17 protein-coding genes are annotated in these 23375 nt (G+C 64.2%); 9 read left to right on the forward strand and 8 right to left on the reverse strand.

The window, feature by feature from the left end:
- Positions 1-5 precede the first annotated feature (5 nt).
- Both aroQ and ppc read right to left on the reverse strand, forming a co-directional pair.
- Complete coding sequence (gene aroQ, locus PPN31114_RS23855) at positions 6-812, reverse strand: gamma subclass chorismate mutase AroQ (RefSeq protein WP_150682022.1); 807 nt, start codon at positions 810-812, stop codon at positions 6-8.
- A gap of 178 nt (positions 813-990) precedes the next feature.
- Complete coding sequence (ppc, locus tag PPN31114_RS23860; RefSeq protein ID WP_150682023.1) at positions 991-3972, reverse strand: phosphoenolpyruvate carboxylase; 2982 nt, start codon at positions 3970-3972, stop codon at positions 991-993.
- Positions 3973-4054: 82 nt separating this feature from the next.
- On the opposite strand from ppc, the gene hemC reads away from it, so the two are divergent.
- Genes hemC through PPN31114_RS23875 form a run of 4 tightly spaced genes read left to right on the forward strand, consistent with a single transcriptional unit; the run spans position 4055 to position 8324 of the window.
- A complete protein-coding gene (gene hemC, locus PPN31114_RS23865; RefSeq protein WP_150682024.1) occupies positions 4055-5014 on the forward strand; it encodes a hydroxymethylbilane synthase in 960 nt (319 codons plus the stop codon).
- Positions 5014-6009, forward strand: a complete 996-nt coding sequence (locus PPN31114_RS26675; RefSeq protein ID WP_425325288.1) for a uroporphyrinogen-III synthase — start codon at positions 5014-5016, stop codon at positions 6007-6009. The genes hemC and PPN31114_RS26675 overlap by 1 nt, the downstream gene beginning before the upstream one ends.
- Positions 5996-7141, forward strand: coding sequence for a uroporphyrinogen-III C-methyltransferase (locus PPN31114_RS26680; RefSeq protein ID WP_425325289.1), 1146 nt, complete (start codon positions 5996-5998; stop codon positions 7139-7141). Before PPN31114_RS26675 ends, PPN31114_RS26680 begins: the two co-directional genes overlap by 14 nt.
- Before the next feature lie 10 nt (positions 7142-7151).
- On the forward strand, positions 7152-8324 hold the full coding sequence (locus tag PPN31114_RS23875; RefSeq protein WP_150682025.1) for a heme biosynthesis HemY N-terminal domain-containing protein: 1173 nt from the start codon (positions 7152-7154) through the stop codon (positions 8322-8324).
- 81 nt (positions 8325-8405) lie between these two features.
- On the opposite strand, the gene PPN31114_RS23880 is transcribed toward PPN31114_RS23875, so the two are convergent.
- The 6 genes from PPN31114_RS23880 to PPN31114_RS23905 form a co-directional block, all read right to left on the reverse strand.
- On the reverse strand, positions 8406-9626 hold the full coding sequence (locus PPN31114_RS23880) for a hypothetical protein (protein ID WP_150682026.1): 1221 nt from the start codon (positions 9624-9626) through the stop codon (positions 8406-8408).
- Positions 9627-9749: 123 nt separating this feature from the next.
- Positions 9750-10955 (reverse strand): hypothetical protein, encoded by a 1206-nt coding sequence (locus PPN31114_RS23885; RefSeq protein WP_150682027.1) that lies wholly within the window; start codon positions 10953-10955, stop codon positions 9750-9752.
- A gap of 107 nt (positions 10956-11062) precedes the next feature.
- A complete protein-coding gene (locus tag PPN31114_RS23890; protein WP_174988442.1) occupies positions 11063-12577 on the reverse strand; it encodes an MDR family MFS transporter in 1515 nt (504 codons plus the stop codon).
- 91 nt (positions 12578-12668) lie between these two features.
- Positions 12669-13985 carry an MFS transporter gene (locus PPN31114_RS23895; protein ID WP_150682029.1) on the reverse strand — a complete coding sequence of 439 codons (1317 nt, stop codon included), beginning with the start codon at positions 13983-13985 and terminating at the stop codon, positions 12669-12671.
- 123 nt (positions 13986-14108) lie between these two features.
- The gene (locus PPN31114_RS23900; RefSeq protein WP_150682030.1) at positions 14109-14867 is read right to left on the reverse strand and encodes an SDR family oxidoreductase; all 759 of its coding nucleotides are present in this window, start codon (positions 14865-14867) and stop codon (positions 14109-14111) included.
- 49 nt (positions 14868-14916) lie between these two features.
- Positions 14917-16356, reverse strand: a complete 1440-nt coding sequence (locus tag PPN31114_RS23905; protein ID WP_150682031.1) for an aldehyde dehydrogenase family protein — start codon at positions 16354-16356, stop codon at positions 14917-14919.
- Positions 16357-16593: 237 nt separating this feature from the next.
- Between PPN31114_RS23905 and PPN31114_RS23910 the strand changes: the two genes are divergently transcribed.
- The 5 genes from PPN31114_RS23910 (at position 16594) to PPN31114_RS23930 (ending at position 23291) form a co-directional block, all read left to right on the forward strand.
- The gene (locus tag PPN31114_RS23910) at positions 16594-18030 is read left to right on the forward strand and encodes an FAD-binding oxidoreductase (RefSeq protein WP_150682032.1); all 1437 of its coding nucleotides are present in this window, start codon (positions 16594-16596) and stop codon (positions 18028-18030) included.
- Between the two features lie 242 nt (positions 18031-18272).
- Positions 18273-19316: an ABC transporter substrate-binding protein gene (locus PPN31114_RS23915; protein WP_246182734.1), complete on the forward strand. Its 1044-nt coding sequence runs from the start codon at positions 18273-18275 to the stop codon at positions 19314-19316.
- A 45-nt stretch (positions 19317-19361) separates the two neighbouring features.
- Positions 19362-20465: an ABC transporter ATP-binding protein gene (locus tag PPN31114_RS23920; protein WP_150682034.1), complete on the forward strand. Its 1104-nt coding sequence runs from the start codon at positions 19362-19364 to the stop codon at positions 20463-20465.
- A gap of 105 nt (positions 20466-20570) precedes the next feature.
- Positions 20571-22295: an ABC transporter permease subunit gene (locus PPN31114_RS23925; protein WP_150682188.1), complete on the forward strand. Its 1725-nt coding sequence runs from the start codon at positions 20571-20573 to the stop codon at positions 22293-22295.
- A 90-nt stretch (positions 22296-22385) separates the two neighbouring features.
- A complete protein-coding gene (locus PPN31114_RS23930) occupies positions 22386-23291 on the forward strand; it encodes a dihydrodipicolinate synthase family protein (RefSeq protein ID WP_150682035.1) in 906 nt (301 codons plus the stop codon).
- Positions 23292-23375: the final 84 nt, after the last annotated feature.

Here is a 23375-nt window from a genome sequence, read left to right on the forward strand (position 1 = left end):
GGTGGTCACTGCGACATCGACAGCGTCCAGATGCGCGGCGGGGCTGACAAGCACAGGCCGGAAGTCGCCTCGTCGAACGCCGCGCGTTGCAGCGCCTCGAGTTTGGCCGCCTTGGCGATGCGCTCGCGCGCCTGGTGAATGCGGGCCAGCCGCGTCGGGTCATCGGGCAGCGCGCACAGTCGGCCGAGGTCGTGCATTAACGAGCCGCCCAGCCGGTCGAGTGCCGGGCGCAGGCGCGTCGCCAGATCGACGGGTTGCCCCGGGGCCCGCCCTTCACGCGCCCAGCGGGCGAGCAGGGCGGTCTGCACCAGCTTGCCCGCGTCGATTTGCAGGCGGAAGAACGTGCGCGCTTGGGCTGGCGTCAGGCCGTATTGGCTTGCCCGCTCGCCCACGCTGTCGAGCAGCGCTTGCTCGCGTGGGGTGTCTTGTACCGGTTTGCCGGAGGCGAATTTGGTGCGGGCGACGGCTTCGCTAATCGCGAGGCGCTCCAGAATGCCGCGCATGAGCGGGTCGAGCACGGGGTCGAGTACTGGGGGCGGCTGCTTTGCCTGGGTAGGCGAGCCAGCGAGCGTTTGAGACACCAGCCGCGCCGCGAACCCACGCAGACCGTGCGGTGCCGCGGTGAAGACACCGGCGTCTTGCTCAGGGCGAGTGATGGAGACGGAAGCGGAAGCGACGGCAGGCGTTGCCGAGGTGGCGGTGGCGTCGCTCTCGGGCGACGCCCCGGCATGGGCAGGAACGTTCAGAACGCAGAGCGACGCCAGACCGGCCGCAATAGGTCGCGCGCATCGCAAAAACAGATTGGCATGCATGATGGATTGGCCCCCCGGCAACAATCGAATCGAATGCGTCGCAATATACCGCTCTATCGACCCGCTTGTCGTTGGGGAGAATCCCAAGGGTCCGGGTGGCGTCGACGCTATGCAAGCCGCATCGACGCCATGTCCGGCAGGCCTTTGACGCCCGAATCAACCCGCCATCAGCCCGTCATCAGCCCGTATTGCGCAGACCGGCAGCAATGCCGTTGATGGAGAGATGAATGCCGCGACGCGCACGCTCGTCCGATTCCCCCGCACGGTGTCTGCGTAGCAGTTCGACCTGCAAGTGATTCAGCGGATCGAGGTACGGGAAGCGGTTCTTGATCGAACGGGCGAGCATCGGGTTGTCGGCCAATCGCTCTTCGTGGCCGGTGATCAGCGCCAGCGCCCGCGACGTGCCCTCCCATTCCGCCTTGATGCGATCGAACACGCGCGTACGCAGACCCACGTCAGGCACCAGTTCGGCGTAGCGCGATGCGACGCCGAGATCGGTCTTGGCGAGCACCATGTCCATGTTCGAGAGCAGGTTCGCGAAGAACGGCCAGCGCTTGACCATCTGGCGCAGCGTATCGAGGCGTTCGTCGCGAGCCGTATCGTCTTGCGCCGCGTCGAGATACGCCGCTACGGCGCTGCCGAAGCCATACCAGCCGGTGATCAGCAGGCGGCACTGGCCCCACGAGAAGCCCCAGGGAATCGCGCGCAGGTCTTCGATGCGACGTTGCTTCGGATCGGAGAATTTGCGCGATGCCGGGCGCGAGCCGATATTGAGCTCGGCAATTTCCGCAATGGGCGTAGCCGAGAAGAAATAATCGGTGAAGCCCGGCGTATCGTAGACCAAATCGCGATACGCGGCGAATGCCGTATCCGAGAGCGCCTGCATGACGGCTTCGTACTCGGCCAAACGCGGCGGCTGGTTGCGGCTGGGCAGCAGCGTGGCTTCGAGCGTGGCGGCGACAATCGTTTCGAGGTTGCGTCGCCCGATCTCGGGGTTGGCGAACTTGCTCGCGATGATTTCGCCCTGCTCGGTGAGGCGAATCTGCCCCTTCACCGTGCCCGGCGGCTGCGACAGGATGGCCTGATAGGTCGGGCCGCCGCCACGTCCGACGGTGCCGCCACGGCCGTGGAAGAGCCGCAAACGGATACCTTTCTCCTCGAACAGATGCACCAATGCCAGTTCGGCCTTGTAAAGCTCCCAGTTCGAGGTGAGGAAACCGCCGTCCTTGTTGCTGTCCGAGTAGCCGAGCATCACTTCCTGCTCGCCGCCTTGCTGCGTCACCACATCGGTCATGCCGGGGATGTCGAACAGCGCACGCATGATGACTGGCGCGTTGCGCAAGTCGGCGATGGTCTCGAACAGCGGAATGACCATGGCGCCGACCTTGATCGCGGGCGCGGGTTCGCCATCTTCGCCGATGACATCGGTCGCACCGGTGCCGCCGAGCGCGCCCTGGAACAGGCCCGTTTCCTTTTGCAGCAGCATGACTTCGACCAGATCGCTCACCGTCTCCGTGTGCGAAATGATGTAGTTGCGCACCGCCCGCGCGCCGAAGCGCGCCCGGATATCGCGTGCGGCTTCAAACACCGCGAGTTCGTCGCGCGTGCGCTGCGAATAGTCGAGATACGGCGAGAAGAGCGGACGCGGCTCACGCAGCTCCCGCAACAGCAGCGCCAGCTTGTCGTCCTCGGACAATTGCGCGTAGTTCGGCTCGACACCCGCCTTGGCGAACAATTCGGCAATCACGGCTTCGTGAATGTCTGAGCTCTGGCGCAAGTCGATGCTGGCCAGATGGAAGCCGAACACTTCTGCGGCACGCACCAGCGGCCCGAGGCGCTGCGAAATCAGCGCACTGCCGTGATGCGTCATCAGCGAGGCGACAACGGTATTCAGATCGGAGACGAACTCCGCCGCGTCGAGATACGGGCTGGCTTCGCCCACCGCGCCGCGATGCGGCACGTGACCGACCCACTCATGGGCCGTCGCCGCCAGACGTGCATACACGCCGATCAGCGCGCGCCGATACGGCTCGTCGGTCCGGTGCGGGGAATCGTCGGGCGAGCGGCGGGCCAGCGTGAGCAGCGCATCGCTCGCCCCGGCCAGCAGTTGCGAGACCGACAACTCCGCGCCGAGCAAGTGCACCTGTTCGAGATAGTGCGCAAAGATTTCCGTCGCCTGACGCGTGATCGCCAGTTGCAGCGTCTGCGCGGTCACATTCGGATTGCCGTCGCGGTCGCCGCCGATCCAGCTCCCCATTTGCAGGAAGCGGCCCAGCGCCTGCGGACGCACGTCGGGCGCCGCTTCGCTAAGCTCGGCGCTCACGTCGGCGTACAGCCCGGGAATTTCGGTCAGGAAAGTGCTGCGGTAATACGACAGCGCGTTGTCGATTTCATCGGCCACCGTCAGGCGTGAACTACGCAGCATGCGTGTCTGCCAGAGCGTCGTCACGTAAGCGCGCATCGCTTCCGTGTTGCGTGCCGATTCGCGCTCGGTGAGGGCGTCGTCGCGATGCGCGAGCAAGCGGGCGATTTCGCGCTCGGCGTCCAGAATGCTCTTGCGCTGCACTTCGGTTGGGTGCGCGGTGAGCACCGGCACGATCAACGCACTGGCGAAGAACGCTTGCAGCGTGGCGGGATCGGCCAGACCGGCGTCTTTCAGGCTTTGCAGTGCGGCGGCCAGACTGCCCGGCTGCGCGTTGCTGCCGGCCAGCGCGTGCACGCGGCGGCGGCGGTTGTGGTGCCGGTCTTCGGCAATGTTCGCGAGATGGGAGAAGTAACTGAACGCGCGTACCACCTGAATCGCCTGCTCGTTCGACAGGCCATTGAGCAGCGTGTCGAGCGCCTGGGCGGCGCTGCGGTCGTCTTCACGGTGAAAGCGCACGGCATTCTGGCGAATGGTTTCGACCAGATCGAAGGCGGCGCTGCCTTGCTGTTCGCGCAGCACGTCGCCCAGCAGGCGGCCGAGGAAGCGGATGTCCTCGCGCAGCGGGGCGTCTTTGTCCTCGCGGGAGCGGCGGGCTTTGTCCTTGCCCGGGGGCGCACCGCTCGCGGCCTCACCGGTAGTGGATGCGGCCGCGGTTGCTGCTTGCGCGGGTGAGGTGTTACTGACCGACGAGGCGAGGCCCTCTTGCGGGGCGTCTGCCGTTGCGCTGCTCTTCATGTCGCTCCTCTCGAAGCCGGCAGTCAGAGCCGCCGGCCAAGCGTGATACCATTTTTTCTTTTGGTCTTCACGCGGTTGCTGAATGAACTTCGCTGCTCCTGAAACCCTGGTGATCGCTTCACGCGAGAGCCGGCTCGCCATGTGGCAAGCCGAACACGTGCGTGACGCGCTGCACAAATTATATCCGCAGTGCCACGTGAGTATCCTCGGCATGACCACTCGCGGTGACCAGATCCTCGATCGCTCGCTTGCCAAGGTCGGCGGTAAGGGCTTGTTCGTCAAAGAGCTCGAACTCGCGCTTGCCGACGGCCGCGCCGATCTGGCCGTGCACTCGCTCAAAGATGTGCCGATGCAACTGCCCGAGGGCTTCACACTGGCCGCCGTGCTCGAGCGCGAAGACCCGTGCGATGCGTTCGTGAGCAACGATTACGACAGTCTCGACGCGTTGCCTGCGGGCGCGGTTGTTGGCACGTCGAGCCTGCGTCGCGAGGTAAGCCTTCGCACGAAATATCCGCATCTGAAAGTCGCGCCGTTGCGTGGCAATCTCGATACCCGTCTGGGCAAGCTCGACCGGGGTGACTTCTCCGCGATCATCCTCGCCGCTGCCGGTTTGAAACGGCTGGGCATGGGCGGGCGCATTCGTGCCATTTTGCCACCTGAAGCGAGCCTGCCGGCGGCCGGTCAGGGCGCTTTGGGCATCGAAGTGCGCGCTGGACGTCCCGAAATCTTGCAATGGCTCTCCCCGCTACACGACGCCCGCACCACGCTGGCGGTCAGCGCCGAGCGTGCCGTCTCGCGCGCGTTGGGCGGCTCGTGCCAAGTGCCGCTTGGCGCGTTTGCCGAATTCGATGCGCAGGGCGCGCTCTCGCTACGGGCATTCATCGCCTCGACGGACGGTGCGACGGTGCTGCGCGCTGACGGTGTCGCAACCGTGGCGAACGGTGACGTGGCCGGTGCCGAGGCGCTTGGACAGCGCGTGGCGCAGGAGCTCATCGACGCGGGCGGGTTGGCCTTGGTGCCGCCGTCCGAGCCTAAGGATTGATGGGTTTGGGCCCGCGCGCGCCGGTCTCCTCCTCGCCCTGTGTCATCCTGACGCGTCCCGACGGGCAGAGCGGGGCACTCGCCGCCGCGCTGCAAACCGCGGGTATCGATTCGCTTGCCTTCCCGTTGCTGCATATTGCCGCGCAAGCCGACGCTGACGCCTTGGCGGCGCTTGATGCTGCACTGGCGGATCTCTCGGTCTACGCGCTGGCCGTGTTTGTCTCGCCAAATGCCGTGACGCATGCGTTGGCGAGGCTGGTGTCGCTGAAGTCGGGGGCGGGCGCGCAATCGCCTGATTCTGCCGATACCAATGGTGTGTCGGCCGCTGGTCGGAGCGCATCGGGGAGTGGCGTTGCATCGCCCGATGCAAGCGCCTATTGGCCAGCGTCGCTGCCGGTGGCGGTGGTCGGCCCCGGCAGTGCACAAGCGCTGGCTGAAGCTGGCATCGCGCCGCCGCCGCATCGTGTGATCGTGCCACCGGGCGGCCCGGACGCGCGTTTCGACTCTGAAGCCCTGCTCGAACAACTCGACGTCCCGGCGCTGGCCGGAAAACGCGTTCTGCTCGTGCGCGGCGACGGCGGGCGCGAATTGCTCGCCGATACATTGCGTGCTGCCGGTGCACAGGTCGACATCGTGAGCGCGTACACTCGGCGGGCACCCGCACCGGACGCCGCCGCTTGGGCGGCACTCGAGGCACGATTGGCCTCCAACGCGCCTTGCGCGTGGTTACTGACCAGTTCCGAAGCCGTGCGACATCTGGCGACGCTATTGGCCGCCCGATACGGCACACAAGAGGGCATCCACACGCCCGGCACCCCGCATATCCTGGCGCAAATCCTTGCTGCGCCGTGCTTTACGTCGCATGCGCGCATCGCGGATGCCGCGCGGGCTGCGGGGTTTGATAGGATTACGCAGTGCGCGGCCGGTGACGAGAACTTGCTGGCGGCACTCAAAACATGGGCGGATCCCATTCAAGTCAAGCATGACGACAGATAATCGCGTTCCTGAGTCTTCCCAAAACACGCCGGCTTCGACCGGCCCGGCAGCGTCGAACCCTTCGACTGCGCCCTATGGCTCACCGGGCGTTCCGCCCGCGTGGACGCCACCCGAGCCGCCGCAAAAGCGCCGGGGCGGTGGGGCTGCACTGCCGTGGCTGCTCTTTGTGCTGGTGTCGGCAGGTGCCGGCATCGGCGGCTGGTCACTCAACCAGAAGCTCGACCGCGTACAGCAAGAGATGGCCCGCCGTGCGCAGGCTGGCGACGCGCAGGTCATGCAAGCGCAGGTGCGCACCGCGCAGGCGCTCGACAACCAGCGCGATTTGCAGAATCGCCTCACGGCGCTCGAAGGCCGTGTGTCCGACTCGCGCAGCCAGCAGGCCGCGCTCGAACAGCTTTATCAGGAACTCGCGCATAACCGCGACGAATGGGTGCTGGCCGAGACCGAGCAGATCGTCACGAGTGCCAACCAACAGTTGCAGCTCACCGGCAACGTCCGTGGGGCACTGATCGCGCTCGAAGGGGCTGATGCCCGCCTCGCCCGCACCGGCGCGCCGCAACTGGCTGGCGTGCGCGATGCGCTCAAGAAAGACATCGACCGTCTGAAGGCGGTGCCTGCCGCCGACTTGCCGCAACTCACCGGCAAGCTCGATCAAGCGATCGCCATGATCGACACCCTGCCGCTGCAAGCCGAAGAGCAGCGCGCTGCGCCGAAGACGGATGCCGCAGGCGCGAGCGGTGCGGGCGATACCGGTTGGCAAGCGACGCTGCACCGCTTGTCGGGCGAGATGCTCGGCAGTCTGAAGCAACTGGTGCAGGTGCGCCGTCTGGACGACCCGGACGTGATGCTCGTCGCGCCAGAACAGGGTGCGTTCCTGCGAGCCAATCTGAAGCTACGCCTGCTCAACGCCCGTTTGGCACTGCTCGCGCGCAACGCGGCGGCGGTGCATACCGACGTGCAGGTGGCGCAAGCGGCGCTCGACAAGTATTTCGACGGCAAGTCGCGCCGCATCGGTGCGGTCAAAACGTTGCTCGATCAGGTCGACTCGGGTGCCCGCACCATCGAACTGCCCACGCTTGACGCCAGCCTGACCGCCATCGGTCAGGTCAAGGACGTCAAGGACAAGCCGTAAGGAGCCCTGGATGAGAGGACTGATCTGGTTGACGCTCCTGTTCGCGGTGGCGGCCGGTTTTGCCGTGCTGGCCACGTTCAATCACGGGCAGGTGGTGATGCTGGTGCCGCCGTACCGTGTGGACGTGTCGCTGAACCTGTTCGTGCTGGCGCTGCTGGCGCTGTTCGTTGCGCTGTACGTCATCATTCGTATTCTGCGCAACATCTACAAGATGCCGGAGCGCGTGGCCGCTTACCGCAATCGCCAACGCAGCCGTCGCGCCAACATCGCCTTGCGCGATGCCGTCGCGAACCTCTTCGCCGGGCGCTATACCCGTGCCGAGAAGGCCGCGCGTGAAGCCGCCGAGCAAGACGATAACCGTGGCGTCGCCGCGATCATCGGTGCTCGGGCGGCCCATCGGATGCGCGAGTTCGCGCGTCGCGACACGTGGCTTGCCGAAGCCCAGGGGGCGAATCTCGAAGAAGCGCGTCTGTTGCAGACGGCAGAGTTGCGCGTCGACACGCGCGATGCGGAAGGCGCCCTCGAAGCGCTGACCGAAATGCGGGCACAGGGCGCGCGCCGCATGCAGGCGCAGCTCGTGGCACTGCGGGCGCATCAGCATCTGAAGCATTGGCCGGAAGTGCTGGGTCTGCTCAAAGTGTTGGAGAAGCGCGAAGCGCTGCACCCGGCGCTGGCGGCCAAGCTCAAGCAAACGGCCAGCGAAGGCATCTTGCGCGATCATCGCCACGATGCCGACGCGTTGCTCAAGTGCTGGCACGAGTTGCCAGCCGATGCCCGCACGTCTTCGCGCATTGCCGATGTGGCCGCTGAGTTGCTGATTGCCCTCGATCGTCCGCGTGAAGCGCGCGACATCGTCGAGGCGGCGCTCGCCGAGCATTGGGATGCCAGGCTGCTGCGCCGTTACGCCGACTGTGCGGGCGGCGATGCGCTGCCGCTGATTCAGAAGGCGGAAGCGTGGCAGCAACGCCACCCGAACGATCCCGATCTGCTCTACGCGCTGGGCAAGCTGTGTCAGCATCAGCGACTGTGGGGCAAGGCGCAGACGTTCCTCGAAGGCGCACTGCGTCATACCGACGACCGTCATCTGCAACAGCGTGTGCATCTCGCGCTCGCGCAACTCTTCGAAGGGCTTGGCCAGATGGAGCAGGCCAACCGTCATTACCGGGCGTGCGCCACGGCCTAAGGCGTACGAATGGCGCCAGCCTCACACGGCTGGCGCCACAAACCGCTCACTTCACGACACCCGCACGCCTTCCATCACAGGTCATTCCGCTGCGTAATCGCATTGCTCCCGAATCAATCGCTCGAAATCGGGGCGTGGGTACGTTCGCTTGTCGTTACCACTGGCGTCACGCAGATTGCGTAAGACGGAGATTGCCTCCAGGTCACTGAACCCCAGATGCTCGTATTCATCTTGCGCGTTCGTGATTTGCACGGCGATGGTCAGCAACGTTTGGGCAGTTTCCGGCGGGCATCGATCGAGATGGCGCATGACCTCGCCAATCGTGTCTTTGATGGCAGGATCTCCCGCTTTCGTTGATGCATCGATCGCCGCTTTCAAGACTTCCAACTGCACCGTAGCTGGCGTAACCGGAGCGCGCTGCACGCCCGCAGGCGCGGGTTGCGCCGACGCCTGCGAATTCGCAAGGGCTAACCGATGGGCTTGCATGGTGCACGTGTGCACTAACGGTTCCCAGTCGGTGCCGCTAATCGCACGACCGTCATTGGTGAGGAGCGTCGATATCGCACCGCGCTGCTCCCCCTCGGGCAAATGGTCAATGCACTTCGCCAGCCGGTTGGCCCGCGAAGTGTCGTAATACGCATCGCTGCGCTGACAACTGGCGAGCGTGTCGCGCCACGCCGCGAGTCGCTTCGCCGGGGGCAACTCGGCAATGGCGTCGAGTCGGCTTTGCAGAACGGTGTCGAATCGCGCGTTGCTCGCCGCAAGCGCCAGCGTCGTGATTTCCTTGATGCGTTGTTTGCCCGGCGCATCGACGAGAAGGGCCATCATCGCATCGGCCGTTCGATTCACTAACGTTGAGCGCACGGCCAACAGGTTGCCGAATGCCAGATCCCAGTTGTCGAAGTTCGGCATCGCTTCGAGCGCATCGAGCAGACGCTCGTAGAGCCGCTTGGCTTCCGGGATGGGGGCTATCGCCAAATGGGCAACCGTCGCGAGCGCGGTCAAGCTTCTGGGGTCGGTGCCGATCTTGGATAACGTGCTGGTATCGAAGGCTTCGGGCAAGGCCGCGTCGACGTCAAACTCGGGCGCTGGCGTAACGGGTGGCGCTGGTTGGGGAGGTGGATTGGCAGCGACAAGGGGCGTGATGACGCAGATATTCGATGACGACGTGCCCGCAAAATCGAAGGCGAAAGGGGCATCGATACAGGCGCGTTTCGCAGGCGGTTCACCGTCGAAAATCGAGCGCATTTGCGGTGGCGTCGAGGGGCCGGAAGTGCCGATAGGGAACAAATCGATCTCCATGTCATGAAAGTGGGGCGCCAAAGTGCCACGCGGTGAACACCTGCGTTTTCGTTTCCCAACCGCCGACCACGCACGCCGCGACAGGCGCCGATGTCGTCAATGCCCTTTGGGCAAACGGTTCGCCTACGCCCCGTAGACGCTCTCGGCAAGCGCCTCCAGCGTATCGCTGAGCAGCGCGTCGAAATCTGGGCGAGGGTATTGCCGCTCGTGGTCGAGTTCGGTGGCGTCGCGCACGGCTTGCAAACCGTCAAGCGATTGCGCTTTCGTGAAGATCTGGAGTTGCTCGTATTCGAGCCGCATCGCGGCGAGATTGGTGAGTGTCGCGACAATCGCGCCTGCATGGTCGTCGGGGAATTGCCGAATCGCCGTTGCCAGCGTTCTGAGGACATCCATGGCTTCAGAGGGCCGCGATGTGACGACCGATCGAAGCAACTCACGCGCGACGTGTGCGCGTTCCCGCTCGGGTGTTGCGTTGATGAGCACCGATGTCAGATCGCTCCAGCCTTCGGTGATTTCGCTGCTCTCGGCCGCTAGCACGGCCGTGAGCGTCGCCAACGCGGCAGTCGATCGGTGCGCTTCCGGAAGCGTTGGAATGGCCCGCGCGAGACACGTCAAACGCCACGGTTCGCAATACTCACTGGTACGCCGCAAGCTCTCTAGCGTGCTTGTCCACGACAGTGCCAAGGCTGGCGATGGCGTATCGCATTCCATGGCACCGACGCGTCCCAAAAACGTGGCATCCATCGTCGCTTCGACCGACTCGGTCGCCAGGAAGAACGCATGTCCGTGTTGGTCGCTATGCGGGGCGGCGAGGAGCGCCAGAATGGCGTCGGTTAGCCGATTGCGCAGATCGAAGCCCAGAAGCGCCAGCCGCTCGAACGCTGGCCCCCAGTGATGGAGCGACAGCGGATACGCCGCCAGTCTCCCGGCGAGCCGTCCGAACAGCCGTTGCGCGTCGGCCAGCGGAAGCTGCCTGATGCTCTCTCGTAACGCGTGGAATTGCAGGCAGTTGGCGTCTTGAGCGCCCGCTTGCAGCGCAGCATCGAGCGCTTCATCCGGCGCGCCCGCTATGCTGCCCGTGCGCGCCTGCGGATTCGGGTCGACGCCACTGATTGGTGCGATTCGGGATAGCGCCGTGTTGCGTGTGAGTTCCGCGTCCACACGGTTGGCTTCGACATGACTGCCGCCGTCACCGGCCGAGGCATCATGCGTGTCCATGGGGAAGTTGTCCGCTGGCGTGCTATCGGCGTCTTGCGATGACGAACCAGCGAATGTCGACTCGGCGCGAAGGCGAGGCGTGTCGACACGGTGAGCGTTGATCGGGAGCAAGGCAGACTCCTTAACGAGGGGGCATGCGTCGAATATCCCGCGTGCCGCCCCTTCGTTGCTTTCATGCAGTGCTCATTAGAGACGCCTGCACGAAGCCCGCCTTCCCCTCAATCGATCGCCGCTACCGCTTCGTTGGCGGAGCTTTGCCGCAACGGAATTTCCGGCAAGCGGCTCAACGCGACGATGGCGAGCGCAGCCACGAAAGCGCTGCCGCCGAAGAACGCACCGAACGCGAGGCGCAGATGGTCTTCCATACCGGCCGGTGCGCCACCGGGACGCAGGAAATCGGTGAGTTCGTGCGGCGCAGAACCGTCGCCCCCCATCACCAGCAACCCCACGATAATCGCCCCGAACAGCGCCACGCCGATCATGCCGCCCAGTGCTCGGAAGAACGCGTGCGCAGCCGTCGCGATACCGATATCGCGAGGTGCCACCGCGTTTTGCGTCGCGACCGTCATCACCGGCATGGCCGAACCGAAGCCGATACCCACCAGCCCGAGACACGCGCCGATGACCACGAGCGGCAGCGATTCGACACCCACCGCGATCACCGCAAGTCCAAGCAGCGCCGCAGGCAAGCCGATCTGCGGCGGACGCTTGTAATGCCCGGTTGCCCGCATGTAATGCCCCGACGACAACGCGCCGACCACGATGCCGAGCAGCGGCAGAATCAGCATCAATCCCGAACTGCTCGCCGACTGACCGCGTTGCAATTGCAGATAAAGCGGCACGTAGATACCGATGCTGATGTTCACCATCATCACGAGCACGGCCATCGTCGACGTGACACGGAACACCGGATTCGCCAGCAAAGCGAGCGGCAGCAGCGGCTCCGCGGTACTGCGCTGATGTCGCAAAAACACGGCACCGACCACCACTGTGACGACGATCAACCCAACGATCTCTTTCGATACCCACGCATAGCGATGACCGCCCCACGTGAGCGCCAGCAGCAACGCCACGGTGGCCACGATCAACAGTAGCGAGCCCAGATAGTCGATGCTGGGCTTCCCCACGCGGCGCGGCAGGCGGCGCAGGGCGCGGTCGCTCAGGTAGATGGCGAGTAGGCCGAGCGGAATGTTGATCCAGAAGATGAGCGTCCAGTTCAGGTATTGCGCGAACACGCCGCCTGTCACCGGCCCCGCCACGCCCGAGACGGCGAACATGCCGGAGATATAGCCCTGATAACGCCCGCGTTCGCGAGGCGACACGATGTCGGCAATTACGGTATTGGACAGCGCGATCAGCCCGCCGCCGCCCAGCCCTTGCACGCCGCGCGCAATGATGAGCGTGAGCATCGTCGGCGCGAGGGCACAGAGGATCGAGCCGACGAGAAACACTGCCACGCTCAGCGCGATGATGCCGCGGCGTCCGAACAGATCGGAGAGCTTGCCAACGATCGGCGTGATGGCGGTCGACGAGAGCAGGTACGCGGTCACCACCCACGACACGGCGTCGAAGCTGCCCAGATCGCGGGCAATCGTCGGCAGCGCCGGCGCGACGATGGTCTGGTCGAGCGAGCCGAGAAACATGATGAGCAGCAGGCCGGAGAGGATCGACTTGACCTCGGCGGGGGTGAGCGAGACGCCGGCCGGCGTCGTCTGTGAGTCGTTGGCGGGCATGCGGTTTCGGGGAAAAAAACAGGCCATCCCGGAGCGGATGGCCTGATGCATGTTACTCCCAAGGCGGGGACTCGACTACAACGCCGGTCGTTTACTTATTCACTAACCGCGCCGGCACGGCAAGCGTGAGCAGCCCGCCGAGAATCATGAACGCGGTGAGCAGGAACATGCCGCTGTTGGTGCTTTGCGTGGTGTCTTTGAGGAAACCGATCAGGTACGGCCCCACGAAGCCCGCGAGATTGCCCAGCGAGTTGATCATCGCGATGCCTGCCGCCGCCGCCGTGCCGCCGAGGAACGCCGTCGGCAAGCTCCAGAACAGCGGCAGCACGATCATGATGCCCATCGTGCCGAATGTGAGCGCCACCATCGCCATTTGCGTGTTGTGGCTCCAGGTCGTCGACAGGAACAGCCCGACCGCACCGATGAACGCCGGGATGGCGATGTGCCAGCGCCGCTCGCCGCGCACGTCGGAGCGCCGTCCCACGAGCACCATCGCAATCACTGCGAAGAAGTACGGAATGGCGGTCAGTAAGCCGATTTGCAGCGGATCGGTCACGCCGGTGCCCTTGATGATCGTCGGCAGCCAGAAGCCCACGCCGTAGAGGCCGATCACGAACGAGAAGTAGATGAGGCTCATCATCCACACGCGCGGGCTGGAAAACACCTGACGCAGCGGCAGGTCTTCCTTCGTGAGCACGTCGCTCGCGATATTGCGCTCGAGCATCGACTTTTCCGCTTCGCTCAACCACTTCGCGTCGCGAATGCGGTCATCGAGCACGAACAGCACCACGATGCCGATGATGACCGACGGAATCGCTTCGAGCAGGAACATCCACTGCCAGCCGGCGAGGCCGGAGACACCGGTCATGTCCTTGAGAATCCAGCCGGAGATCGGCCCGCCGATCAGCCCCGAGAGGGCGACGGCTGTCATGAACCAGGCCGTCATGCGCCCGCGCCGTGAGGCCGGATACCAGTAGGTGATGTACAGAATGATGCCGGGGAAGAAGCCCGCCTCGGCCACGCCCAGCAGGAAGCGCATGACGTAGAACATCGAGGGCGTGGTGACGAACATCGTCGCGCCCGAGATGATGCCCCACGAAATCATGATGCGTGCGATCCACACGCGTGCGCCCACGCGATGCAGAATCACGTTGCTCGGCACTTCGAAAATGAAATAACCGATGAAGAAGATGCCGGCGCCAAGGCCGAACACCGTTTCGGAGAATTGCAGGTCGCCGACCATCTGCAACTTGGCGAAGCCGACATTCACGCGGTCGAGATACGCGACCACGTAGCACAACAGCAAAAACGGAATCAGCCGCCAGCCTACCTTGCGATAGGTCGCTTCTTCGAAGCCTGCCGGTAGCGTGTCGGCTACCGGCGTGGGGGGCGTCGGAATACTGTTCATACGGATCTCCTCCTGCATTGACGTTTGTTGTCTGTCGTTTTGGTGTGTGACAACTACGGTGCTACGGTGCAACCCACTGCAACTGCAAAAAGCTAAAGCAGAAATGGTGCGTGATGCCGGATGTCAGATGCAGCGCCCGCCATCCACTTCGAGGCAAACGCCGGTGATGAACGCGGCGTCGTCGCTGGCCAGATAGAGGCAGGCGTTGGCAATGTCTTGCGGGGTGGAGAAGCGCCCGAGCGGAATGCCCGCGAGGAATTTGGCGCGATTCTCGGGCGTATTGGGCACGCCCATGAAGTCGGCGGTCAGGCCCGTGTCGCCAATGACCGGATTCACGCAGTTCACGCGAATGTTTTTCGGCCCGAACTCGGCGGCCATGGCCTTGCTGGCGGTGATGACAGCGCCTTTGCTGCCGTTGTACCAAACCAGCCCCGGGCGCGGGCGCACGCCTGCGGTGGACGCGATGTTGATCATCACGCCGCCGCCGCGTTGCAGGAAGTAGGGCACCATCGCCCGCGCGCTCCAGAAGATGCTTTTCACGTTGACCGCATACACGCGATCGAACTCGGCTTCGGTCACTTCCAGCAGCGGCTTGTTGCGATGCGTGGTGCCCGCGTTATTCACCACGATGTCGAGATGACCGAAGCGCGTGACGGCTTCATCGAGCAGGGTGACGTGATCGCCTTCGCGCGACACATCGCCATACACGAACGCCGCACGCCCACCCGCCTCCGAGATGTCGTTCGCCACCCGCTCACCGGCCTCGCGGTTCAGATCGTTGACGATGACCGCCGCGCCTTCGCGCGCAAACGTTTTGGCGATGCCTTCACCGAAGCCCGAGCCTGCCCCGGTAACGATGGCCACTTTGTCTTGCAAACGCATGGGTTGTCTCCCCCGTGAGTGCTTGCTGTCCGACGTGAATTCGTGTGATTTAGCCGTGCCTGATGGCAACGGTCTTTAGCGTGGTGAAACCGTACAACGCTTCGAAACCTTTTTCGCGTCCGTGGCCGGAGTGCTTCATGCCGCCGAAGGGCAACTCCACGCCACCGCCTGCGCCGTAGTTGTTGATGAACACTTGCCCGGCACGAATCGAGCGCGCGAGTCGCATCTGACGCCCGCCGTCGCGTGTCCAAACGCCCGCGGCAAGCCCGTACAGCGTGCCGTTAGCCAGACGCACGGCGTGCGCCTCGTCGTCGAAGGGCATCGCAGCAAGCACTGGGCCGAACACTTCTTCACGGGCCAGCCGGTGGTCGGCGGGCACATCGCGCAGCAGCGTCGGCGCTTGGTAGAAGCCGCTTTCCGGCGCGCTGCCGACGACTTCGCCTTGCGACATCAACGCAATGCCGTCGTGCTGCGCTTCCGACAGAAAGTCCCACACGCGCTGTTGCTGGCGGGCGTTGATGAGCGGCCCGAGATCGAGATCGTCGCTGGCGCGTCCGACGCGCAGCTTTGCAAACGCTTCGGCCAGATGCGCAAGCAAAGGCTCATAAGCCTCGCGCTCGACGAGCAGGCGGCTGCCTGCGGAACATGTCTGCCCTGCGTTCTGCACGATGGCGTTCACGACGACGGGCAACACGGCCTCCATGTCGGCATCGGCAAACACGATCTGCGGCGACTTGCCGCCTAACTCCAGCGTGACGGGCGTGTGATTCTCGGCCGCCATCTGCGAGATCAGCGTGCCGGTGACGGGTGACCCGGTGAACGAGATGTGATCGATGCCCGGGTGCTTGGCGAGCGCTGCACCCGCTTCGGCCCCGTAACCGGTCACCAGATTGAGCGCACCCGGCGGCAGCCCCGCATCGGCCGCGAGTTCGGCCACGCGAAGCAGCGACAGGCAGGCGTCTTCGGCGGGTTTCACCACGCACGCGTTGCCAGTCGCGAGTGCTGCGGCAACGCTGCGCCCAAAGATTTGCAGCGGGTAATTCCACGGAATGATGTGGCCGGTCACGCCATGCGGCTCGCGCACGGTGAACACGGTGAAGCCTTGCTGATACGGGATGGTCTCGCCATGCAGCTTGTCGGCGGCCCCCGCATAGAACTCGAAGTAGCGCACGATCGCGGCAGCGTCGGCGCGCGCTTGCTTGAGCGGCTTGCCGGTATCGCGCGCTTCGAGCTGCGCGAGCGCTTCGTGGTGTTTGGCGAGGGTGTTGGCTACTGCGTAGAGCACGCGGCCCCGCTCGGCGGCGGAGAAGCGCCCCCATTCGCCATCGAACGCCGCGCGGGCGGCTTTCACGGCGCGGTCGATATCTTCGGCATCGCCTCGGGCGATATGGGTGAACGGCTGACCATCGGACGGATCCACCACGGGAATCGCAGGGCTTTTAGCCGGAGCGACCCATTGGTTGCCGATGAAGTGTGTGGCTTCAGGCATGTCGAGCGCACCTCGCGTCGGGTTGGACGATCGGACGATTCCGGAGGATTCCGGATGACGTCGACCATTATCACTTAACTCACGAGAGCGTTGACCGTCGTATGAGTCACATCCGCATAAACACCTAAATCGATTGCAATGCAATTAAAGAGATTTTATTGCAATTTTTTCTCGCCTATCCTTGATCACATCGGATCGCCAGACGGGCTATCTCCGTCATTCAGGAGCAGGTGGGCAATGAACGACGCTGTAACGCATGAATCGCTGATTGGACAGTTGCAGGCCACGCTGGGCACGACCGCCGTGCTCACCGGCGCGACAGACACCGACGGCTACACCGAAGACTGGCGTGGCCGGTATCACGGCGAAGCGCTGTGCGTCGTGTTGCCCTCGTCGACGGAGCAAGTGAGCGCCGTTGTGAAGCTGTGCGGTGCCGCCGGCGTCCCGATCCTGCCGCAGGGCGGCAATACCAGCCTGTGTGGCGGCTCGGTGCCGTCGAACGACGGCCGTGCACCGGTCATCGTGAATCTGGCGCGCATGCGTCACATCCGCCAAGTCGATGCGGCCAATGGCTCGATGGTCGTCGAAGCCGGGTGCATTCTGAAAACCGTGCAAGACACGGCCGCCGATGTGGGCCGTCTGTATCCGGTCAGTCTCGGTGCGGAAGGGTCGTGCCAGATCGGCGGCACGCTCTCGACCAATGCGGGCGGCACGAGCGTGCTGCGCTACGGCAACACCCGTGAAAACGTGCTCGGCCTCGAAGTCGTGCTTGCCGACGGCACCGTCTGGGACGGCCTGCGCGCGCTGCGCAAAGACAATACCGGCATCGATCTCAAGCATCTGTTCATCGGTGCCGAAGGCACGCTGGGCATCATCACGGCGGCGGCGCTCAAGCTGCATCCGCTGCCGACGCATCATTCGCTCGCGTGGTTCGCGCCGCGCGACCCGGCCGCCGCCCTGCAAATTCTGGGCATGTTCCAGAGTGCTTGCGGCTCGCGCCTGTCGGCCTTCGAAATCATGAATCGTCACCAGTTGGATCTGGTGCTCGCCAACGTGCCCAACCGCCGCAACCCGCTCGCGGGCGAGCACGCGTGGCATGTGCTGGTGGAGTTGGGCGACACGCGCGACGCCGACGCGCTCGAAGCCGTGCTGACCGAAACCCTTGGCGTGGCGATCGAACAAGGGCTCGTCGAAGACGCGGTGATTGCCGCGAACGAAACGCAACGCGCCGACCTGTGGGAAGTGCGCCACAGCGTGAGCGAAGCGAACAAGAAGGCGGCCGTGGGCCTCACCACCGACTGCGCCGTGCCGGTCTCGAGCGTGCCCGAATTCATTGCAGCGGCCTCGCGCGCCGTGCACGACATCGTGCCGGGGCTCGACATCGCGATTGTCGGCCACATGGGCGACGGTAACGTGCACTTCATCCCGATGTTCTCGTTCGACGCATGGGAAGCGCTGAGCGATTCCGCCGCCATGGGCGAGGCCATGCGTGCCTGCGTGAACGACGTGGCCGCGCGCCTGTCGGGCACGTTCAGTGCCGAGCATGGCGTAGGCCAGACGGGGTTGCCGCTGATGGCGCGCTACAAGTCGTCGGCGGAACTCACGCTCATGCGCACCGTGAAGGCGGCGCTCGATCCGCAGCAATTGCTCAACCCGGGCCGCCTGATTCCCTGATTTCCCGATTTCCTCAAAACCCTCGTTTCTGCTTTATCGCAAGTTCTGCTTTTGTGTTGCCATAACTGCGCGCGCGGCGGCCGGTGCCTAAGTTCCTGACCGTACCGACTGCACCGAACGTCGCCGCGCCCAACCCTCCCAGACCGGAGACCATGATGAAACGCAAGACCTCCGCACTCCCCAGCGATCTCGCCGACAACCACAGCAAAGACGCGCTCGCGCAACCGAGCCGCCGCACGGCCATGAAAACGGCCATGGTGGGCGCCGCCGCCGTGGCGTTCCCGTTCGTGTGGACGCCGTCGCGCGCCGCCACCAAGCGCATCGTGGTGCGCGACGACGGCGGTATCTATACCAAGGCGTACGACGCCGTGTACTACAAGCCGTTCTTCGAGAAGACCGGCATTCAAGTGGTGGGCGTGCAAGCCAACGCCGAGCCGACCGCGCAGATCAAGAGCATGGTCGATGCGGGCAGCTACACGTGGGATATGGCGAAGATCAGCCAGCCCGCCATCTTGCTGCTGACCTCGGGCGGCAAAGAGTATCTGGAGCGTCACGGTCTCGAATCGGACCCGGTCATCGCCAAGATCCCGCCGCAGTACATGTCGCCGTTCGGCGTGGGCACCAACGTGTATTCGACGGTGCTCGCTTATCGCACCGATGCGTTCAAGGGCCGCAAGGCACCGACCTCGTGGGCCGATCTGTGGAACGTGAAGGATTTCCCGGGCCGCCGCTCGATTCGCAAGTATCCGTTCGACACCATTGAAGAAGCGCTGCTCGCCGACGGCGTTGCCGCAGGTTCGGTGTATCCGGCCGACTTCGACCGCGCGTTCAAGAGCTTGGACAAGATCGCCAAGCATGTAGACGTGTGGTGGACGACCGGCGCACAAGTCGAGCAGATGCTCGGTTCGGGCGAAGTCGACATGGTGGCCACGTGGGCGTCGCGTGCGCAGTCGGCACAAGCCAACGGCGTGCCCGTGCAGATCGTGTGGAATCAGAACATCTGGGGCTGCGATAACTGGTCGATTCTCAAGGGCACGCCCAATGCAGCGGCTTGTCGCGAGTTCATCAAGTTTGCGAGCGACCCGAAGCGCCAGGCCGAACTGGTCAAGTATTTCCCGGCCGGGATGACGCAGCCCGAGGCGTTCAATTACGTCAAACCCGAAGTCGCCAAGAACTGCCCGACGTTCCCCGAGAACATGAAGAGCGGTGTGCATATCGACGCGAAGTTCTGGCAACAGAACCAGAGCGCCGCGCTTGAGCGTTTCAATCGCTGGATCCTGACCTGATCCTCACCTGCGGTTCCGTTTCACGTTTTTACGGGTGCTGATCTTATGACCGTTGCCAATCTCCAAGTCTCGGGCCTTTGCAAGCGCTACGGCGATTTCGTCGCGCTCGCGCCGACCGATCTCGACGTCGCTCAGGGCGAATTTCTGACCTTGCTCGGGCCTAGCGGCTCGGGCAAGACCACGCTGCTCTCGCTGATCGCGGGTCTGTCGCAGCCCGATGCGGGCGCTATCCGCATCAACGGGGCCGATGTCACGTACGGTGCGCCGTACGAGCGCGACATCGGCATGGTGTTTCAAAACTACGCGCTGTTTCCGCACATGACTGTGGCGGAGAACATCGCGTTCCCGTTGCAGATGCGTCGCACCGATGCCGCGACCATGCGCCAGAAGGTGATGCAGGCGCTGGAGATGGTGCACTTGCCGCACGTGGCCGAGCGCTATCCGCGCGAGCTCTCGGGCGGTCAGCAGCAACGTATTGCGCTTGCGCGCTGCATGGTCTACCGGCCGTCGATCATTCTGATGGACGAGCCGCTGGGGGCGCTCGACAAGAAGCTGCGCGATCACATGCAGCTCGAAATCAAGCGCATTCACCGCGAGTTGGGCACGACCATCGTGTACGTGACCCACGATCAGGAAGAGGCGATGACGATGTCCGATCGCATCTGCCTGATGAATGCGGGCGAGATCGCGCAATTGGGCACGCCCGACGATTTGTACTTCCGTCCGAAGAGTGTGTTCGTGGCCGACTTCCTCGGCGAATCGAACTTGCTCGATGCAACCGTGCTCGATCGCAGCGGCGATCAGGTGCGCGTGGCGATGGCCGGTGTCGAAGGTGGCGCGGCGATGGTCTACGACCCGCAAGTCGAGCGCGGCAAGCCCGTGAAGCTGATGTTGCGTCCGCAGAACCTGCACGTGCACGACGGTGCTGCGAGCGCCGACGGCGTGGCGACGATCTCGGCGAAGCTGACCGACATCATGGTCACGGGCGGCATGACCAAGCTGTACCTGCAATCGCAGGCGACGGGCACGGACGCGAGCAAATCGCTGATCGCGGCCTTCCCGACGCATCGCCGCGGCAACCGCTTCGAGATCGGGCAGACGCTCGGCCTCGCGTGGCGTGCCGACGATGCCGTGGCCATTGCGGGGTAAGTCATGAGTGCTTCCGCCGTGGTCCGTCCTTCCGTTCCTTCATCGAGCCCCGCGCAGCCCACGCCACGCCGCCCGCGCTGGCGTGCCCGGTTGCGCCCGGTGCTCATGGCCGCGCCGATCGTCATCTTGCTGATGGTGATGCTGGTGTATCCGGTCGGCCAGTTGCTGCTCTTGAGCATTCGCGGCGAAGCGGGCTTCACGCTCGCCGAATATCAGCGTCTGTTCGCCTCGTCGGTGTATATCGAGGTGCTGCTCATCACGCTGAAGGTGTCGCTCTACACCACCTTCTTCGCGGTGCTTACCGGCTACCCGATTGCCTACCGGCTCTCGACGCTGACCGGTGCGCGCAAGCAGCGGCTGCTGTTCTGGGTGCTGCTGTCGTTCTGGACGAGTTTTCTCGTGCGCACGTTCGCGTGGGTGGTGCTGCTCGGCCGTAACGGCGTGGTCAATCGCACGCTGATGGATCTGGGCATCATCGACGCGCCGCTCTCGCTGCTCTACAACTTCCCCGCCGTGATCGTCGGCATGGTGCATGCGCTTATGCCGCTGGCCGTGCTCACTATGCTCTCCGTGATGGAGAACATCGACCGCCGTCTGCCGAGTGCCGCCTCGACGCTGGGTGCGCGTCCGGGCACGGTGTTCTGGCGCGTGTATTTCCCGTTGTCGCTGCCCGGCGTGGCGGCCGGTGCGCTGATGGTGTTCGTCACGTCGATCGGCTTCTTCATTACGCCGACGCTGCTGGGCGGGCGTCACGAGACGATGATTACGCAGCTCATCATCGATCAGGTGATGCAGGCACTCAACTGGGGCTTTGCAGGGGCGATTTCGGTCTTGCTGTTGGCCGTGGTGCTCGTGGTGTTCTTCATCTACGACCGCATGGTGGGGCTCTCGACGATGGCTGGCGGTGCGGGCGACGCGAAGCAGGGCAAGCGCCGTGGCGGCTGGACGCGCGTGCTGGGCGAGACCGTGTTGGCAGCGCTCGGCAATGTGACCGATCTGGTCTTGCGTGCGTTGCCGCGCAGCCGTCGTGCGCAAGGCGATGGACTGGCATTGCGTGGCGTGGTGTTCCTGCTGATCGTGTTCTTGGCCGCACCGGCCATGCTGATGATTCCGATCTCGTTCGATTCGGCGTCGGGTTTGTCGTGGCCGCCCAAGGGCTTCTCGTTGCAGTGGTACCAGATGATCTGGGAATCGCCGCTGTGGATGCAGGCGATCACGCGCTCGATGCTGGTCGGTATCGGCGCTGGGTTGCTGTCGATGCTGATCGGCACGCCTGCGGCGTTCCTGCTGGTGCGCGGCGGCATGCGAGGCAAGGCGGGCATGTTGGCATTCGTGCTGGCGCCGATCGTCGTGCCGCGCATGATTCTGGCGGTGGGCGTTTTCTACTTCTTTGCCAAGATAGGGCTGGTGGGATCGAGCATCGGCTTGACCATCGCACACACCGTCGTGGCCGTGCCGTATGTCGTCATCACGATGATGGCCGTGCTGCGTAACTACGACACTCGTCTCGATCTGGCCGCGTACAGCTTGGGCGCACGCCCTTGGGCGACGCTGCGCCGTGTGACGTTCCCGATTCTGGGGGCGGGCTTGCTGTCTTCGTTCCTGTTCGCGTTCGCCACGTCGTTCGACGAGCTCACGATTGCCCTGTTTAGCTCGGGCGGTTTGTCGACCACCTTGCCCAAGCAGTTCTGGGACGAAATCACGATGCAGATTTCGCCGGTGATTGCCGCCGTCTCGACCTGTCTGTTCCTTTTCATTGCCGCACTGATCTGGGTGGCCGAACGGTTGCGCCGTCGCAGTCTGACGACGGCACCGGCCGAGGCCGCCTGATGGGTTGACGAGGCGTCGTGACCGACGCCTAGCCGATACCTGACAGATTGCACCGATTGATCCGATTCACGCTTGATGGACGTAAAACTCATGCTTCGCTCTGCACAACTCAAAGGCATCTTGCCGGCCATTCCCACGCCGGTGCATGCCGACGACACGATTCACATGGACGCTGCGCGCGCGTTGCTGCGCTACCTGCTGGGGCAGGGCATCGACGGCGTCGTGCCGCTGGGTGGTACCGGCGAGTACGGTGCGCTCTCGCGCGCTGAGCGTGTGCGCATGGCCGAACTCACGGCGCAGGAAGTCGAAGGCCGCGACGTGCCGGTGATTGCAGGGGTGCTCGATCCCGGCTATCACGACGCGATTGCCGCTGGTCGCGACTTCGCCGCTGCGGGTGCCGACGGCCTGCTCGTGCTCACGCCGTACTACACCAACCCGACGCAAGCCGGTATTCGCGACTACTTCCTGCGCTATGCCGACGAATCGCCGGTGCCGATTCTGATCTACGAGATTCCGTATCGCACCCGTATCGCCATCGCCCCCGAAGTGCTGCATGAGCTCTCGCGTCACGAGAACATCATCGGTATGAAGGCGTGCAACACCGACATGTGGCACTTCCTGCGCACGGTGGCCGGTGTGGACGAGTCGTTTGCTGTGTTGAGCGGCGAAGACACGCTGTTCCCGCTGCATGTGGCGGCGGGCGCGCGCGGCGGCATCGTCGTGACGGCCTCGCTATTGCCGACGGCATGGCAACGCATCTTCGCGCTGGCGTCCGAAGGCAAGACGGCCGAGGCACTGGCGCTGCATCGTTCGCTGATTCCGCTGATGAATCTCGCATTTGCCGAGACGAACCCGGGGCCGATGAAGTCGGTGATGGATCTGATCGGTGTCGACGCGCCTGCGATGCTCGCACCGCTCGTGTCCGCCGCACCGGCCTTGTCGGCCGAGTTGCGCACGGAACTGACGAAGCAACTCGCGATTTTCGAAGGGCGTTGATTCACTGCACCGGCTGACGTCGCGGTAGGTCACGCGCCGTCAACTGGGGTGATCGACGTGGACGCTTTCGGCGTCTCACGGACC

It is taken from the genome of Pandoraea pneumonica, assembly GCF_902459645.1.
Classification (GTDB): Bacteria; Pseudomonadota; Gammaproteobacteria; order Burkholderiales; family Burkholderiaceae; genus Pandoraea; species Pandoraea pneumonica.

What these genes read in the sequence shown, in the direction of transcription:
- PPN31114_RS26675 (WP_425325288.1), top strand. Translation starts at nt 5,014, where the DNA reads ATGGGTTTGGGCCCGCGCGCGCCGGTCTCCTCCTCGCCCTGTGTCATC.
- PPN31114_RS23895 (WP_150682029.1), bottom strand. Translation starts at nt 13,985, where the DNA reads ATGAACAGTATTCCGACGCCCCCCACGCCGGTAGCCGACACGCTACCG.
- PPN31114_RS23920 (WP_150682034.1), top strand. Translation starts at nt 19,362, where the DNA reads ATGACCGTTGCCAATCTCCAAGTCTCGGGCCTTTGCAAGCGCTACGGC.
- PPN31114_RS23930 (WP_150682035.1), top strand. Translation starts at nt 22,386, where the DNA reads ATGCTTCGCTCTGCACAACTCAAAGGCATCTTGCCGGCCATTCCCACG.
- aroQ (WP_150682022.1), bottom strand. Translation starts at nt 812, where the DNA reads ATGCATGCCAATCTGTTTTTGCGATGCGCGCGACCTATTGCGGCCGGT.
- PPN31114_RS23910 (WP_150682032.1), top strand. Translation starts at nt 16,594, where the DNA reads ATGAACGACGCTGTAACGCATGAATCGCTGATTGGACAGTTGCAGGCC.
- PPN31114_RS23880 (WP_150682026.1), bottom strand. Translation starts at nt 9,626, where the DNA reads ATGGAGATCGATTTGTTCCCTATCGGCACTTCCGGCCCCTCGACGCCA.
- PPN31114_RS23900 (WP_150682030.1), bottom strand. Translation starts at nt 14,867, where the DNA reads ATGCGTTTGCAAGACAAAGTGGCCATCGTTACCGGGGCAGGCTCGGGC.
- hemC (WP_150682024.1), top strand. Translation starts at nt 4,055, where the DNA reads ATGAACTTCGCTGCTCCTGAAACCCTGGTGATCGCTTCACGCGAGAGC.
- PPN31114_RS23890 (WP_174988442.1), bottom strand. Translation starts at nt 12,577, where the DNA reads ATGCCCGCCAACGACTCACAGACGACGCCGGCCGGCGTCTCGCTCACC.
- PPN31114_RS23875 (WP_150682025.1), top strand. Translation starts at nt 7,152, where the DNA reads ATGAGAGGACTGATCTGGTTGACGCTCCTGTTCGCGGTGGCGGCCGGT.
- PPN31114_RS23915 (WP_246182734.1), top strand. Translation starts at nt 18,273, where the DNA reads ATGAAAACGGCCATGGTGGGCGCCGCCGCCGTGGCGTTCCCGTTCGTG.
- PPN31114_RS23905 (WP_150682031.1), bottom strand. Translation starts at nt 16,356, where the DNA reads ATGCCTGAAGCCACACACTTCATCGGCAACCAATGGGTCGCTCCGGCT.
- PPN31114_RS26680 (WP_425325289.1), top strand. Translation starts at nt 5,996, where the DNA reads ATGACGACAGATAATCGCGTTCCTGAGTCTTCCCAAAACACGCCGGCT.
- PPN31114_RS23925 (WP_150682188.1), top strand. Translation starts at nt 20,571, where the DNA reads ATGGCCGCGCCGATCGTCATCTTGCTGATGGTGATGCTGGTGTATCCG.
- ppc (WP_150682023.1), bottom strand. Translation starts at nt 3,972, where the DNA reads ATGAAGAGCAGCGCAACGGCAGACGCCCCGCAAGAGGGCCTCGCCTCG.